This window comes from Promicromonospora sp. NPDC050880, assembly GCF_044456525.1.
GTDB lineage: Bacteria > Actinomycetota > Actinomycetes > Actinomycetales > Cellulomonadaceae > Promicromonospora.
The window spans coordinates 55,375-71,315 of sequence record NZ_JBITFV010000023.1 but is presented as its reverse complement, the minus strand read 5'-3'; the positions used below and the strand labels follow the sequence as shown (position 1 = coordinate 71,315).

11 protein-coding genes are annotated in these 15,941 nt (G+C 72.9%); 5 read left to right on the top strand and 6 right to left on the bottom strand.

The window, feature by feature from the left end:
- The 5 genes from ACIBBF_RS23895 to ACIBBF_RS23875 form a co-directional block, all read right to left on the bottom strand.
- A partial coding sequence (locus ACIBBF_RS23895) for a Gfo/Idh/MocA family protein (RefSeq protein WP_397418452.1) occupies positions 1–1,080 on the bottom strand: 1,080 nt, incomplete at its 3' end.
- Between the two features lie 15 nt (positions 1,081–1,095).
- Positions 1,096–1,926 carry an ABC transporter ATP-binding protein gene (locus ACIBBF_RS23890; protein ID WP_397418450.1) on the bottom strand — a complete coding sequence of 277 codons (831 nt, stop codon included), beginning with the start codon at positions 1,924–1,926 and terminating at the stop codon, positions 1,096–1,098.
- Positions 1,923–2,966 carry an ABC transporter substrate-binding protein gene (locus ACIBBF_RS23885; protein ID WP_397418448.1) on the bottom strand — a complete coding sequence of 348 codons (1,044 nt, stop codon included), beginning with the start codon at positions 2,964–2,966 and terminating at the stop codon, positions 1,923–1,925. Before ACIBBF_RS23885 ends, ACIBBF_RS23890 begins: the two co-directional genes overlap by 4 nt.
- Positions 2,967–3,025: 59 nt before the next feature.
- The gene (locus ACIBBF_RS23880) at positions 3,026–3,895 is read right to left on the bottom strand and encodes an ABC transporter permease (protein ID WP_397418446.1); all 870 of its coding nucleotides are present in this window, start codon (positions 3,893–3,895) and stop codon (positions 3,026–3,028) included.
- A 255-nt stretch (positions 3,896–4,150) separates the two neighbouring features.
- The gene (locus ACIBBF_RS23875) at positions 4,151–4,507 is read right to left on the bottom strand and encodes a hypothetical protein (RefSeq protein ID WP_397418444.1); all 357 of its coding nucleotides are present in this window, start codon (positions 4,505–4,507) and stop codon (positions 4,151–4,153) included.
- A 137-nt stretch (positions 4,508–4,644) separates the two neighbouring features.
- On the opposite strand from ACIBBF_RS23875, the gene ACIBBF_RS23870 reads away from it, so the two are divergent.
- The 5 genes from ACIBBF_RS23870 to ACIBBF_RS23850 all read left to right on the top strand — a co-directional run bounded on the left by ACIBBF_RS23870 (position 4,645) and on the right by ACIBBF_RS23850 (position 14,402).
- Complete coding sequence (locus ACIBBF_RS23870; RefSeq protein ID WP_397418442.1) at positions 4,645–5,763, top strand: LacI family DNA-binding transcriptional regulator; 1,119 nt, start codon at positions 4,645–4,647, stop codon at positions 5,761–5,763.
- Positions 5,764–5,973: 210 nt separating this feature from the next.
- Positions 5,974–9,309, top strand: coding sequence for a family 16 glycoside hydrolase (locus ACIBBF_RS23865; RefSeq protein ID WP_397418440.1), 3,336 nt, complete (start codon positions 5,974–5,976; stop codon positions 9,307–9,309).
- 98 nt (positions 9,310–9,407) lie between these two features.
- On the top strand, positions 9,408–10,601 hold the full coding sequence (locus ACIBBF_RS23860; RefSeq protein WP_397418438.1) for a sugar phosphate isomerase/epimerase family protein: 1,194 nt from the start codon (positions 9,408–9,410) through the stop codon (positions 10,599–10,601).
- 127 nt (positions 10,602–10,728) lie between these two features.
- Positions 10,729–13,467: a PKD domain-containing protein gene (locus tag ACIBBF_RS23855; protein ID WP_397418436.1), complete on the top strand. Its 2,739-nt coding sequence runs from the start codon at positions 10,729–10,731 to the stop codon at positions 13,465–13,467.
- 389 nt (positions 13,468–13,856) lie between these two features.
- Positions 13,857–14,402: a small multidrug efflux protein gene (locus ACIBBF_RS23850; protein WP_397418434.1), complete on the top strand. Its 546-nt coding sequence runs from the start codon at positions 13,857–13,859 to the stop codon at positions 14,400–14,402.
- Positions 14,403–14,433: 31 nt separating this feature from the next.
- On the opposite strand, the gene ACIBBF_RS23845 is transcribed toward ACIBBF_RS23850, so the two are convergent.
- Complete coding sequence (locus ACIBBF_RS23845) at positions 14,434–15,939, bottom strand: tripartite tricarboxylate transporter permease (RefSeq protein WP_397418432.1); 1,506 nt, start codon at positions 15,937–15,939, stop codon at positions 14,434–14,436.
- Between the last annotated feature and the right edge of the window lie 2 nt (positions 15,940–15,941).

Genomic DNA, 15,941 nt, shown 5'->3' with positions numbered 1-15,941 from the left:
CGCCGCGCGCGCGGGGGCGGCCGCGGCCGGGGGGGGGGGGGGGGGGGGGGGCGCCGCCCCCCCCCCCCCCCCCCCCCCCCCCCCCCCCCCCCCCCCCGCGGCCGCCTCGATCGCGCACAGCAGCCGGACCGTCTCGACGGCGTCGTCGATGCCGACCGGCACCGGCACCGCTGCCGGTGACCGCAGGGCGTCGACGATCCGGGTCCACTGGGCCAGGTGTCCCGCGTGGCCGATCGCGAGCGGGTCGGCGGCACCGTTCGCCGCGGGTCCCGCCGGCGGCGGGGGCACCCCCGGCACGTCCCACCGGCGCACCTCCCCCTGACCGAGCTCGACCGATCCGCGGGAACCGAGCACGGAGACGGTCGCCGGGAACCCGGGCGGCGTCGCCGTCGTCGTGGTCACCACGCCGAGCGCGCCGGAGGCGAAGCGGAGGGTGGCCACCGTCGTGTCCTCCGCCGCGATCGCGTGCGCGAGGGTGCCGGACTGCGCCGTCACCGACTCGACCGGGCCGCACAGCCAGCGCAGCAGGTCCACGCTGTGCACGCCCTGGTTCATCAGGGACCCGCCGCCCTGGTCCGCCGCGGACCGCCATCCGGCCGCGCGGTAGTAGCCGTCGTCGCGGTGCCAGTGCACGTGGGTGGTCGCCAGCCGCAGCTCGCCCAGCGCCCCGTCGTCGATCGCGCGCCTGAGCGCCACGTTCTCGGCCTCCAGGCGCCGCTGGGCGATCATCGAGACCAGGAGCCCGCGCTCGCGCGCGGCACGCGCGACGCGCAGCGCGTCACCGACGTCCAGTGCGAGCGGCTTCTCGACGACGACGTGCCGGCCGGCCTCCAGCGCCGCCAGCGCGAGCGCCGCGTGCGTGCCGCTCGGGGTACAGATCGCCACGACGTCGACCTCGGGGTGCGCGATGACCTCGTGCGGTGCGAGACGCGCGGCCGTCGGCGACGCACCCGCCGCCGCCCGGCCGCTGAACGCGACGACACGAGCCCGGCCCGCCAGCTCCGACACGGCCCGGGCGTGCATCGCGCCGATGCCGCCCATGCCCACGATGCCGACGCCGACGCCCGTGCCGACGGACATCACGGCCGGCCCCGGTCACTCGGGCGCATGGCTCGCGCCGAGCAGGTCGCGCAGCCGCTCGGCCGCCGCCGTGAAGCGCGGGTCGGCCAGGGTCGGCCCGTACTCGCGGCGCTCCGGCAGCCCCGGTTCGAGCGTCTCGACGATGCGGCCGGGCCGCGGGCTCATGACGACGATGCGGCTGCCCAGGTACACCGCCTCCGGCACGGAGTGCGTCACCAGCACCACGGTGGTGCCGGTCTCCCGCCAGATGCGGTTCATCTCGATGTTCATCTGCTCCCGCGTCAGGGCGTCGAGCGCCCCGAACGGCTCGTCCATCAGCAGCACCCGGGGCTCGTGCAGCAGGGCGCGGCACAGGGCCACGCGCTGCTGCATGCCGCCGGACAGCTCGTGCGGCAGGGCCTTCTCGAACCCGGTCAGGCCGGTGAGCTCGATGAGCTGGTCCGCGCGCTCCTCCGCGCGGCGCCGGTCCATGCCGCGCATCTCGGCCTGGAGCAGGATGTTCCTGCGCACGCCCCGCCACTCCAGCAGGGCCGAGCGCTGGAAGGCGAACCCGATCTCGCGCTGCGGACCCGTGACCGGCTGCCCGTACAGGCGCACGTCGCCCTCGCTGGCGAGGGTGAGCCCCGCGATGATCTTGAGCAGCGTCGACTTGCCGCAGCCGGACGGCCCCGCGATCGTGACGAACTCCCCCGGCTGCACGGCCAGCGAGACGTCGTCCAGCGCCACGGTCTCCGAGCGCTTGGAGGTGAAGCGCCGGGTGAGGTGCGAGACCTCGATGATCGGCTCGGCGCCGGCGGCCCGCCCGCCTGCGGCCCGCGCGACCGTGGGTTCCGTCGCGGCGGTCACATGCCCTCCCCGAAGCTCGCGTCCCAGTACGCGTCCGGCGTCGGCTCGCCCTCGAACTCGGTGTTCTCGGTGAGGAACGTGAGCGTGTCCGTCCACTGCTGCTCCGTGTTCACGCCGGGCGCCGGGGCCTCCTCGAGGTTGAGCAGGCCGATCGTCGCCTCGAGCTGCGCCGCCAGCACCTCCTCGTCGGGCGCCTGCTCGGCGTCGGCGGCCATGGCGGCGACGGCGGCCTCCGGGTCCTCGGACGCCGCGAGGAACGCCTTCGACGTCGCCCGCACCATCGCCTGGACCAGCTCGGGGTCGCTCTCGATCGTCGCCTCGTGCGCCAGCAGGCCGGTGCCGAGCATGTTCATGCCGAAGTCCGCGAACGGCAGGGCCGAGACCTCCTTGCCGGTCTGGTTCTCGATGGTCGCCGCCTGGTCGTGGTAGAAGCCCTGGATGGCGTCGACCTTGCCCTCGATGAGCGCGGCGATCTTGCCCGCGGCGTCCACGTTGACCACGGTCACGTCGTCCGGGTTCACGCCGTTGATCTCCAGCCACGCCGGGAACGTGCCGTACATGGCGTCGCCGGGCGTGCCACCGACCGTCTTGCCCACGAGGTCGGCGGGCTCGGTGATGCCCTGGTCGTCGAAGAATTCCACGGAGCTGGGGCCGGTCTGCAGGAACACGCCGACGCTGCGCACCGGCATGCCGGAGCTGATGCCGTTCGCGAGCGGCGGGGTGTCGGCCCACCCGAAGTCGGTGTTGCGCTGCGCCACCTGCTGCACGGTGTTGCCGGACCCGTTGCCCGGCTGGATCGTCAGGTCGATGCCCTCGTCCTCGAAGATGCCCTCGGCCACGCCGTAGTAGAACGGGGCGTGCTCGCCGTACGGCACCCAGTTGAGGGTCACCGTGACCTCGCTCAGGCCCTCGGCGTTCTGCTCGCCCGGCCCGCCCCCGGCGGCCTGCCCGCAGGCCGCGGCCGTCGCCAGCGCGACGCCCGCCACGGCCAGCGACATCGCGGTCCTGCGGCCACGCTCCTGCTTCGTTGCACCATGCATGGGAGAGCCTTTCTGGTCGGGCCGCCACGGTGGCGGCGGGAAGAACGAGAGGGCGCTGGTCAGACGGTCGCGAGCGCGAGGTTGCCCCGGCGCGAGGCGTGCCACGGGATGAGGAGCCGTTCGAGCAGCTCGACCAGCACGAACAGGACCACGCCGATGAGCGACATGAGGATCAGGTCGGCGAACAGCAGCGGGGCGTCGAGGTTGCCGCTGGCGAGCAGCAGCACGTAGCCGAGGCCCCGGTCGGCGCCCACGAACTCGCCGACGACGGCGCCCACGACCGCGAGCGTCACCGCCACCTTGAGGCCGGACATGAGCTGCGGGAGCGCACCGGGGAAGCGGATCTTGCGGAACGTCTTCCACCGCGAGGCGCCCATCGTCGCGGACATCTCCAGCAGCTCGGGGTCGACCGAGCGCAGACCGGCCACGGCCGAGACCACGACGGGGAAGAACGCGATGAGCACCGCCAGGACGATCTTCGGCGTCATGCCGAACCCGAACCAGACGACCAGGATCGGGGCGATGGCGATCTTGGGGATGACCTGGGCGAAGAGGATGAGCGGGTAGAGCGACTTCTCCGCCGTCCTGGAGTAGACCAGCAGCACGGCGGCCGCCACGCCGATCACGGCCGCGAGCACGAACCCGACGATCGTCTCCAGCGTGGTCACCCAGGTGTGCTCCAGGAGCATCGGCCACTCGGCGGCCATGGTCTCGGCGACCGCGCCGGGAGAGGGCACCAGGTAGGCCGGGACCAGCTCGCGCCACGCCACGAACCACCAGAGGGCGAACAGCGCGAGCAGCACCGCGACGGGCCGCCACGACTCCGCCAGCAGCGCGAGCACGCGGGCGGCGAACGGCGGCCCGCCGGCCGGCGGCGTCGGCCGTGACCTGGACGGCGTCGTGGGGCGGGCCTCCTGGGCGGTCACCATGGCGTGCTCCTCAAGGGTTCGCTCTTTCCGGTTCGTCGCACGGGGTCGACGTCGACACCCGTGGGGCTGCGGGTCGGGGCACGGCGGACGTCGTCGTCCGGGAGGTGCCGGTCGGTAGAGCAGGTCAGCAGCCCCGGCGGTGGAGCTGCGCGTCAGACGGGACACTATGAGCCGCACCAGGGCCGGACAACGAGTTGCCACTTGTTGCCCCGCCACGGCGCGCGCCCCGTGGCACGCGGTTGCCACCGGGGCCCGTCAGGCGTCGTCCGGGGTGATCACGGCCTCCAGGTCGACGGCCTCCAGGTCGACGGCCTCCAGGTCGACGGCCTCCAGGTCGACGGCCTCCAGGTCGACGGCCTCCAGGTCGACGGCCACCGACCGGAAGCCCGCGGACCGCACGGCCCGCAGCACCTCACCGCGCAGGGGCTCCGACGTCATGGTCGCCAGGTCGTCGTGCGGCGCCTCGAGCCGGGCCAGGTCGCCGTGGTGCCGAACGCGGATCTCCTCCAGGCCCAGCCGTCTGAGCTCGCTCTCGGCGGCCTCGACCTGGACCGCCTCGTCGTCGTCCTCGGGTGGCGGGCTCGTCGCTGAGCCCGCGGCGCGCATGGTCATGCCGTCATTCGAGGGTGCCGCACCAGGGCAGTCAAGGTGTTGCCACCTCTTGCCGGGCGGGCAAGGATCTGCCACACCCGGCGGGTTCACGGCAACTGGTTGCCGTGCACGTGGTGCGCGCCGTACGCTCCCCGCGCATGGGCGAAACTGGCGAAACAGGGAGCTCTCGCACAAGACCGACCATCTACGACGTCGCCGAGGCCGCCGGCGTCGCGCCCTCGACGGTGTCGCGGGCGTTCTCCCGGCCGGGGCGCGTCAACGCGGAGACGGCGGACCGCATCCGCCGGGTCGCCCACGAGCTCGGCTACCGGACCAGCCCGATCGGGCGGGGCCTGCCCGACGGCCGGACGGCGCTGCTCGCGATCGTCGTGGCCGACCTGACCAACCCGTTCTTCTTCGAGATCATCCGCAGCGCCGAGAAGACCGCCATCGACGCCGGCTACACGCTGCTGGTGGTGGACGCGCACGAGTCCAGCGGGGCCGAGCGCCGTGCCCTGGAGCGCACGCTGCCCCTGGTCGAGGGCGTCGTGCTGGCCACCTCGCGACTCTCGGACGCCGCGATCCGGGCCGTCGCCAAGCAGCGGCCGACCGTCGTGATGAACCGCGTCGTGGCGGACGTCCCGAGCGTCGTGACCGACAACGCCCAGGGCATGCGGCGCGCCGTCGAGCACCTGGCGGGCCTGGGGCACGTGCGGCTGACGTACCTGGCCGGCCCCGAGGCGTCGTGGGCCGACGGCATGCGCTGGCGCGCCTTCCGGGAGGCGACCCAGGAGCTCGGGCTGAAGGCCCGCCGGCTCGGCCCGTTCGCGCCCACGCTCGCCGGCGGGCTGTCGGCCGCCCAGGCCCTGACCACCCACACCGCGACCGCGACCGTGGCCTACAACGACCTGGTCGCGATCGGCACGATGCGCGGGCTGACCCGGCTGGGCATCGAGGTGCCCGGCGACCTGAGCGTGGTCGGGTTCGACAACATCTTCGGCTCCGACTTCTGCACGCCGCCGCTGACGACGGTCGCCTCTCCCCTGCGCCACTTCGGCACCTTCGCCGTCCAGCGTCTGCTCAACCAGCTGCGCGCACCGTCGGCGGGACTGTCGGCCGCGGCGTCGTCCGGCCTGTCCGCCCCGGCGCTGCTGCCGGCCAAGCTCGTCGAACGCGGCTCGACGGCCCGCCCGCTGCCCGATCCGTTCTCGCACGCGACGTCGGACACCCGTTCAGCAGGCCGCAAGCGGCCGTCACCCGGTCCTTCACGGTCGTAGATCGCCTGGTGAACGCTCGCCCACCAGCACGCCGGTGAGGCGGTGCGAGCCGCCCGGGAGGGGCAACAAGTGGCAACTCGTTGTCCGGGGTCACCCCTGACCGCATAGTGACGTGGCGTGCCCAGCCGTCGGCGCAACGACGCCGCCGCGGCGGGCACGGTCCCCGCTAGGCAAGGTCCTCGATGGAGAGGCAGGCCCATGGAACGCAGGATGGAACGCAGATCGACCCACCGCACCCTCGCCGCGATGCTCGGCGTGCTCGTGCTGCCGTTCACGGTGCTGCCGGCAGCAGCGCAGGCAGCGGGCCGGCCCGCGGCGCAGGCCGTCGCGCAGCCCGCGACCGATCCCACCCGGCCGCAGGAGCCCGGCGTGACCATGCGCGTCTTCGACGTCCAGGTCCCGCTGGAGGACTACTGCACGCTGAAGCCGGGCCAGACGCCGAACATCGACGAGCTGAAGCCGACGATCGACTGGCGCACGGCCGACGACTTCGGCCTCACCGACCGCTTCGTCACCGAGGTCACCGGCTTTCTGAACGTGCCGGACACCGGCACCTACGACTTCCGCGTCACGAGCGACGACGGCGCGCGGCTGCTGCTCGACGACACGCTCGTCGTCGACCACCCCGGCAAGCACGGGGCGACGCCGAAGGACGGCTCGGTCGACCTGGAGGCCGGGTACCACGCGCTGCGCATGGACCACTTCGACGGCGACTTCGGCCAGCAGCTCACGCTGGAGTGGCGCCCGCCGGGCGCCTCCGGCTTCGCGCTGGTGCCGAGCTCGGTGCTGAGCACCGACGCCGAGGTCACGCGCGTCACCTCACCGGGCCGCAAGCTCTGCGAGGGCGTGGACGAGGCGCCGGGCGACGGCCTGCCCCTGACCGAGGTGCACCCCGACTACACGCTGACCAACCTGCGCCCGGACGGCTTCGAGCCGCAGGTCACCGGCATGGACTGGCTGCCCGACGGCCGGATGGTCATCGCCACGTGGGGCGGCGACCGCGAGACGGTGCTCGGCGAGGTGTACATCGTCGAGAACGTCACGGGCGAGGGCGGCGCCGACGACGTGACGTACACGAGGATCGCCGAGGAGCTCCAGGAGCCGATGGGCCTCAAGGTCGTGGACGGCCGCATCTACGTCTCCGAGAAGCACGGCCTGACGGAACTCGTGGACACCGACGGCGACGAGGTCACCGACGAGTACCGCGAGGTCGCGACCTGGCCGTTCGGCGGCAACTACCACGAGTTCGCGTTCGGCCTGCTGTACGAGGACGGCTACTTCTACGTCTCCACGGGCATCGCGATGGTGCCCGGCGGCGCGACGCGCGACCCGCAGCTCGTCGAGAACCGCGGCTCGGTGCTGAAGATCGACGAGGACACCGGCGAGGTCGAGTACCTGGCGGGCGGCCTGCGCACCCCGAACGGCCTGGGCTTCGGGGCCGACGGCGGCATGTACGTCACCGACAACCAGGGCATGCACGTGCCGACGTCCAAGCTGGTGCGCGTGCAGGAGGGAGCGTTCTACAACCACTACACGAACCCGGACGGCCCGTACGACGACCAGCCCGTCACCGAGCCCGTGCTGTGGATGCCGCACAGCGAGATCTCCAACTCCCCCAGCAACCCCGTGATCCTCACCGACGGCGTGTTCGCCGGGCAGATGGCGATCGGCGACGTGACCTACGGCGGCCTCCAGCGCGTCTACCTGGAGGAGGTCGCGGGCCAGGAGCAGGGCGCCGTCTTCCGCATGACGCAGGGGCTGGAGTCCGGCGTCAGCCGCACGAGCGTGGGCCCGGACGGCTCGATCTACGTGGGCGGCATCGGCTGGTCGGGCAACTGGGGCCAGGCGGGCAAGCTCGGCTACGGCCTGCAGAAGCTCACCTTCGACGAGAGCCGGGCGTTCGACATGCTCGAGATGCGCGCCGTGGAGGGCGGGTTCGAGATCGAGTACACGAAGCCGCTGTCGGCCGAGACCGCGCAGGACCTGGCCGGGAAGTACGAGGCGGCGCAGTGGCGCTACGTCTCGACGCCGCAGTACGGCGGGCCCAAGGTGGACGAGGAGGACCTGACGGTGACCTCCGCGACGCTGTCCGACGACCGCAGGACGGTGACCCTCATGATCGACGGGCTCAAGCCAGGCCGGGTGGTCAACGTGCACTCCCCGCGGCCGTTCGCGGCCGAGGGCGGCGAGGAGCTGTGGAGCACCGAGGCCTGGTACACCATGAACCGCCTGCCCGACGGCTCCACCCCGCCGCCGGTCTACGAGGCCGAGGCCGCCGACATCGCCGGCGGCGCGGGCTGGAACACCAACCACGCCGGGTACTCGGGTGCCGGGTTCGTGGACCGCAACTGGGAGCCGGGCGCCCGCACCACGTTCGCCGTCGAGGCCGACGAGGCCGGGCCGCACGACCTGGCCCTGCGCTACGCGAACGGGCAGAACTCCGACCCGAGCCCGACGCCGCGGTCGATGAGCCTGTACGTCAACGGCGTCAAGCAGAAGCAGGTCTGGCTCGACAGCACCGTGACCTGGGCCAACTGGCAGACGCAGACCGAGACGGTTCAGCTGCGGGAGGGTGCCAACACCATCGCCTACGTGCACGACGAGGACGACCTGGGGCACGTCAACCTCGACAGCCTCACCGTCACGCCGAGCGAGCGCATCACCCTGTTCGACGGCGGCGACCTCGACGCCTGGGAGAAGGCGAGCGGCGGAGCCGCGACGTGGCCGGTCGCGGACGGCTCGATGGAGTCGTTCGGCGGCGACATCCGCACCACGGAGAAGTTCGGCGACTTCCGGATGCACGCCGAGTGGTACCAGCCCCAGCACGCCGACGACGTCACCGGCCAGGCCCGTGGCAACAGCGGCATCTACATCCAGGAACGCTACGAGGTGCAGGTGCTGGAGTCCTTCGGCATCGACCCGCCGCAGACCAACGACGCCGGGTCGATCTACCTGAAGAAGGCCCCGGACATCAACGCGGCGACCGAGATGGGCACGTGGCAGACGTACGACCTCGTCTTCCGCGCCGCCCGGTTCGCCCCCGACGGGACCAAGACCGAGGACGCGCGCCTGTCCCTGTGGTGGAACGGGCAGCTCGTGCACGACGACGTGGCGATCGACGGCAAGACCGGCAACGGCAGGGCCGAGGGGCCGACGCCGGGCCACATCAAGCTCCAGGACCACGGCGACGCCGGCCTGAACCCGCGGTTCCGCAACGTCTGGATCGAGCGCCTGACCGGGCAGGAGACCTCGCAGGCCCTCGCGTCCAAGGTCTCGGCGCGGCTCGCCCCGCCGAGGGTCACGGCGGGCCAGGACGTCGAGGCCGTGGTCCGGGTGCCCGGCGCCGCGGGCCGGCCTGCCCCGACCGGGACCGTCCGGGTCACCGTCGGCGACGTGTCGGTCAAGGCCACGCTGGGCCGCGGCCCCGCACGGGTCGTCGTCCCGACGGCCGGCCTGGGCAAGGGAAAGCACCCGGTCACCGTGCAGTACCTCGGCGACCTGGTGTACGGACGGAGCACGACGACGGTCGACCTGACCGTCCGCTGACCGGGTCCCTGACCTGGTCTCCCGAGGCTGACCTGGTCTCCCGAAGCTGATCCGGTCCCCCGTAGCTGATCCGGTCCCTCGAAGGAGAGGTTCATCTGATGCGACGAACTACCGGCACGACCCCGACCCTGCAGCGCACGGCGAAGCCATGGCTCGCCGCCGCCGTGGCCGCCACGCTGACCCTGCCCATCCTGGCGCCGTGCGCGTCAGCAGCCGGACCAGCGGACGGCCCCAGCGGGACCGGCGGGACCGCTGCCTGCGCGTACGGCTACACGAGCGACGCCACCGTCTGGTTCGGCGCCGGCGCCGACTCCGGCGTGCCCAACCGCGAGACCGGCGGCGGCTGCACCGTCATGGACGAGATCATGGCCGGCGCGCCGTTCGCGACGCACGGCGCGTTCGTCCGCACGGTCTCGTCGGTGACCAAGGACCTCGTGCGTGAACGGGTCCTGACCGGCGGCGAGCGCCGGGACATCGTCCGTGCCGCCACCGACTCGGAGGTGGGCCGGCCGCACCCGGTCACGGGCGACAGGTCCGTCGACCTGTCCAGGATCGGCCTGGTGGGCTACACGGTCCGCGCGACCATGCCCACCGACGCCGAGGGGACCCTGGGCGCGCTCGCGGAGTGCGGCTTCCGGAACATCGAGCCGTCGGGCGCCGCGGGCAGCTTCTACGGGTACACGGCCGCGGAGCTGGCGCCGCTCACCGACGCGGCGGGCATCGCGGTGCCCTCGCTCGGCGTGAGCCTGTCGAACCTGCAGAACGACGTCGACCTGGTGGTCGCCGAGGCGCACGCGATCGGGGCGAAGTACGTGCGCGTCTCGGGCTCCGGCTCGTGGACGCTGGCGGACTACTCCCGGACGGCCGCGATCCTCAACGAGGCGGGCGAGGCCCTGAGCGCCGAGGGCATCCGGGTCGCCTACCACAACCACGGGTACGAGTTCGAGACCGAGGAGGACGGCGTCACGGGCTACGACGTCCTGGTCCGGGAGACCGACCCGGCGTTCGTGACGATGGAGCTCGACGTGTACTGGGCCGCGAGCACGGACACGTCCGCCACGGACCTGTTCGCACGCTACCCAGGGCGGTTCGAGCTGCTGCACCTCAAGGACATGGCGGAGGACGGCTCCTTCGCCGACGTCGGCGAGGGCACCATCGACTTCGCCGAGATCTTCGCGGGCGCCACGCTGGCCGGCGTCCGCTACGGCTTCACCGAGCACGACCAGCCGTCCCCCGACGGCGTGGCGTCCGCGTGCACGAGCATCGGCAACCTCGCCGAGCTGCGCTACTAGTCCAGCTGCTGGTCCGCCACTGATCGGCCGCTGATCCGTCCGGCTGCTTCCGGGCGAGGGCACCCGCCCTCGCCCGGGGGTGCCGCACGCCCGCACGCACCATCCGACCCAGCACGAGGGAGTGTTGATGTCCGCACCGCACCGCAGGGCACGCCGCCGGGTTCTGGCTGCGACGACCGGTCTGGTCGTCGCGGTCGGTGCCCTGGTCCCCGCCACCACGGCCGCCACCGCCCATCCAGGCTCCGACCATGCCGAGGCCGCCACGTTCGACAAGGTCCCGCTGGTCACCGAGGGGCTCGCCGACCCGTTCGAGCTCGACGTGGCCGACGACGGCCGCGTCGTCTACATCCAGCGGACCGGCCAGGTGGTGGTGCTGGACCAGGAGACGCTGCGCCAGACCACGGCCCTGGACCTGGACTACTCCCTCGACCTGCTCCAGCAGTCCGACGGCCTGCTGGGCCTGACCCTGGACCCCGGCTTCACGGAGAACGGGTGGCTGTACCTGCTCTGGAGCGACCCCGACGTCGCGAAGATGAACCTCTCGCGGTTCACGATGGGGCCGGACGACACGATCGACCCGGCCTCCGAGAAGCGGCTGCTCGACTTCACCATCTGGCGCGGCGAGGGCCGCGCCAACTCGCACATGGCCGGCTCGCTGGCGATGGGGCCGGACGGCGACCTCTACGTCGCGACCGGCGACAACTCCGACCCGTTCGACCAGGCGGGCTACACGCCGATCGACGAGCGCGAGGGGCGCCGCGCCTGGGACGCGCAGGGCACGTCGGCCAACACGAACGACCTGCGCGGCAAGGTGCTGCGCATCACCCCGCAGGACGACGGCACCTACACCATCCCCGACGGCAACCTGTTCGCGCCGGGCACCGAGGGCACCCGCCCGGAGATCTACGGCATGGGCTTCCGCAACCCGTTCCGGATCACGGTCGACCCCGGCACCGGCGCGGTGCTGATCGGGGACTACGGGCCCGACGCCCGCGTGGCCGACCCGCTGCGCGGCCCCGAGGGCCAGGTCGAGTTCATCCGGATGACGCAGCCGGGCAACCACGGCTGGCCGTACTGCCACGCGAACAACCAGGCGTACATCGACTACGACTTCGCCACCGGTGTCTCCGGAGAGCCGTTCGACTGCGCCAACCCCGTCAACGACTCCCCCAACAACACGGGCCTGCGCGAGCTGCCGCCGTCGCAGGAGCCGCTCGTCTGGTACGGCTACGGGGTGTCCGAGGAGTTCCCCGAGCTGGGTTCCGGCGGCGCTGCCCCGATGGGCGGCCCGGTCTACCGGTTCGACCCGGAGCTCGACGTCAAGACGAAGTTCCCGGAAGCCTTCGACGGGCACTGGTTCGTGTCCGAGTACGCCCGCAACTTCTACAAGGTGCTCTCGCTGGACGAGACCACGGGCGAGCTCGCCTCGATCGACCCGTTCCTTCCGGACGAGACGTTCGTCGCCCCGTTCGAGGCCGAGTTCGGTCCCGACGGCTCGCTCTACATCATCGACTTCGGCCTGGGCCGCGGCGCCGGCCGCGGGAGCACCAACACGGACGCCGGCATCTACCGCATCGACTACGCCGCCGACGGCCGCCGGCCGATCTCGCGGTTCACCGCCGACGTCGACTCCGGTCACGAACCCCTGACCGTCGCCTTCGACGGCGGCGCCAGCGAGAGCCCCGACGGGCTGGAGATCACCTACGAGTGGGACTTCGAGAACGACGGCGTCGTCGACTCGACCGAGCCCAGCCCCACGCACACCTACACCGAGCGCGGCCAGTTCAGCGCCCGCCTGACGGTCACGGACAGCGAGGGGTTCACCGGCGTCTCCGTGCAGAAGATCACCGCCGGCAACACCCGGCCGGACGTCGCGTTCGGGGCACCCTTCCACGGCGGCTTCGCCGAGCTCGGCGACACGGTCGACTACGCCGTCGACGTGGACGACGTCGAGGACGGCTCCACCGAGGCCGGAACGATCGACTGCGAGCAGGTCACGGTGAACACCCAGCTGGGGCACGACACCCACGCGCACCCGCTGGACAACTACACCGGGTGCTCCGGGACGGTGTTCCTCGACCCGGCGGACCACGGTGTGGGGCAGAACGTCTACCCCGTGCTCGGGGCGGGCTACCAGGACCTCGGCGCCGACGGTGTGCCCGCGCTGGCCGGCCAGGACGTCATCCACCTGCAGGTTCGCGACAAGGAGGCGGAGTTCTTCGCCGACAGCTCCGGCGTCACGGTGGCCGACGGCGCGGACGCCCGCGGCGGGCGGCTCGTGACGGACGTGGACCACGGCGACTGGATCGCGTTCGGGCCGGTCGACCTGCGCGGCATCGACGCGCTGACGGTGGGCGCCGTGCGCGGTGCCGCCGACGCCACCGTCGAGGTGCGGGCCGGCAGCCCGACCGGGCGCACGCTCGGCCAGGTCGAGGTCGCGAAGGCCACCGGCGCCGGGCAGGTCGTCTCGCCCACGATCGACCTCCCGGAGCAGCAGGGTGCCACCACGCTGTACCTCGTCGCGAAGAGCAAGCGCGAGCCGGCCGACGGCGCCGACCTCGGTCTCGACTGGCTCGTCTTCCACGGGCGCGGCGTCGCCGACGCCACCGCGCCGGTGGTGACGGCGCAGGCCGGCCGCGGGGCCGTCCCGGCGGGCAGCCCGGTCGACCTGTCCGGGTCCGCCGTGGCGCCCGAGGGGCGGGAGATCGTCTCCTACCAGTGGGACCTGGGCGACGGGACCACCGCGGACGACGTGAGCGTCACGCACGTCTACGAGCAGCCGGGCCGGTACACCGCGCGGCTGATCGCGACGGACAGCGAGGGCACCCGCGACTGGACGACCGTGCGGCTGACGGTCCGGCGCTGAGGACACGGGGAGAACAGGGCCCGGCCCGGACCACACCGCACGGTGGTCCGGGCCGGACCCTCCGGGCGCGGCCGCTCCAGACGGGGCTCCGCCCGTGGCAGCGGTGGTGCGGCAGTCCCGGGGAGGATGACGGCCATGAGCTCGCCGCAGTCCGTCGAGGTGCCCGGCACCCTGGTCGCTCGCGCACGCCGGCGTCCGTCGAGGACGACGACGTCGTCACGCGCACCGTGGCCGGGCTGCCCCTGAGCGGCATGACACATGTCACGGCCGGACCGTGCACAGCGCCCGGAAGACAGTGACGCGGCGACACTTCCGGGCGGCGCGGGCAGCGGGTGGACTGGGGTACGGCGCAGGGAACCCCCTGGCGCCCCGCACCCACAGGAGCATCCATGGACCTCGTCGAAATCCTGCAGAACCTCGTCGGCCACGTGCCCACCGTCGTGCAGCCGCTGGTCGTGGCGCTCGCCGGGGCGATCCCCTTCGTCGAGGGCGAGGGTGGAGCGGCGATCGGCGTGCTCGGCGGCATCCACCCGGTGGTCGCCGCCGTCTCCGCCGTGGTCGGCAACTTCGTGACCGTGGCCGCGCTGGTGCTGCTCGGGTCGGGCGCGCGCGACGCCGTCGTGACCCGCCGGGCGAGATCCCGGGCGACCGTGGCCGCCGGCGGCGGTTCCGCCGGCGGCACGAACGCCGCAGAGCCCCGCGACGAGCGCTCCGCCGCGCGCCGGGCCAAGTTCCAGCGCGCCTACGAGCGCTACGGCGTGCCGGGCGTGAGCCTGCTCGGCCCGCTGCTGCTGCCCACGCACTTCACCGCCACCATGCTCGCCGCGTCCGGGGTCGGCAGGACCCGGATCCTGGTATGGCAGGCCGTGGCGATCATCGGCTGGACGACGGTCACGACGCTGGTGGTCAGCGGCGTGCTCCAGGTGGTCCGCTGACGCCCGCGTCCCCGCCGGGCGGGCCCACCGGTCACACGTCCACGGACCGCCGCGCGCGGAACCGGCTGACTAGCACGCCGCAGACGGTCGCGAGCAGGCCGACGTAGACGGTGATCGTGATGGGGCTGGCCGCGAGCGCCGTGAGGTCGCCCTCGCTGACCGCCAGCGTGCGGGTCAGCTCGGTCTCGGCCATGGGGCCGAGGATCGCGGCGATGAGCACCGGCGCGACGGGCACCTCGTAGCGGCGCATGAGCAGGCCGAGCAGGCCGAACCCGAGCAGCAGCCAGAGGTCCACCAGGCTGGTCGAGTTGGCGTGCACGCCGAACGCGCAGAAGGTGGCGATGCCCGCGTACAGGTACGGGCGCGGGATGAGCAGGAGCTTGGCCCAGATCGCCGCGAACGGCATGTTCAGGATGACCAGCACGACGAGCCCGACGAACAGCGACGCGATGAGCGCCCACGCCAGGTCGCCGTTGCGGTCGAACAGCAGCGGCCCGGGCTGCATGCCGTACTGCTGGAACGCGGCGAGCATGATGGCCGCCGTCGCCGACGTGGGCAGGCCCAGGGTGAGCAGGGCGCCCATCGCGGTGCCGGACGTGGCGTTGCCCGCCGCCTCGGGTGCCGCGACGCCGCGGATGGCGCCGCGCCCGAACTCGGGGTTGCGCTGCTTGCGGTCGATGCGCCGCTCGTTGCCGTAGGCGAGGAACGTCGGGATCTCGGAGCCACCCACGGGGATCACGCCGAACGGCAGGCCGAAGCCGGTGCCGCGCAGCCAGGCGGGCAGCGCCTTGCGGAACTCGGCACCCGAGAGGAACGGGCGGCCCTTCGAGAGCACGGCGGTCTCCGGGCCCGTGCGGCGGGCCGTCGAGGCGACCCGGAGCACCTCGCCCAGGGCGAGCAGGCCCACGGTGACGGTGATGATGCTGATGCCGTCGAACAGCTCGGGGACGCCCATCGTGAACCGGGAGGCGCCGGACTGCGGCTCGATGCCGACCAGCGCCACGCCCAGCCCGACGACGAGCGCGGCCAGGCCCTTGAGCACCGAGTCGGCCACGATGGCCGACGTCGCGACGAACGCGAACACGGCGAGCGCGAAGAACTCCGCGGAGCCGAAGTTCGTGGCGAGCCGGGCCATGTACGGCGTGCCGAACGCCACGAGCGTGGTGGCGATGAGCCCGCCGGTGAACGCGCCGATCGCGGCCGTGGCCAGGGCCTGGGGCGCCCGCCCGGCCAGGGCCATCTTGTGCCCCTCGAACGTGGAGGCGATGGCGGAGGAGTTGCCGGGGGTGTTGAGCAGGATCCCCGAGATCGAGTCGCCGAACAGCCCGCCGTAGTAGACCCCGGCGAACATGATGAACGCACCGGTGGGGTCCAGGCTGAACGTGACGGGCAGCAGCAGGGCGACGGCCATGGCCGAGCCGAGCCCGGGCAGCACGCCGACGGCGGTGCCGAGCACCGCGCCGATCGTGACCCAGAGCAGGTTGACCGGTGAGAGCGCGGTCGAGAAGCCGTCGAGCAGGTGGGTGAGCGTGTCCATGG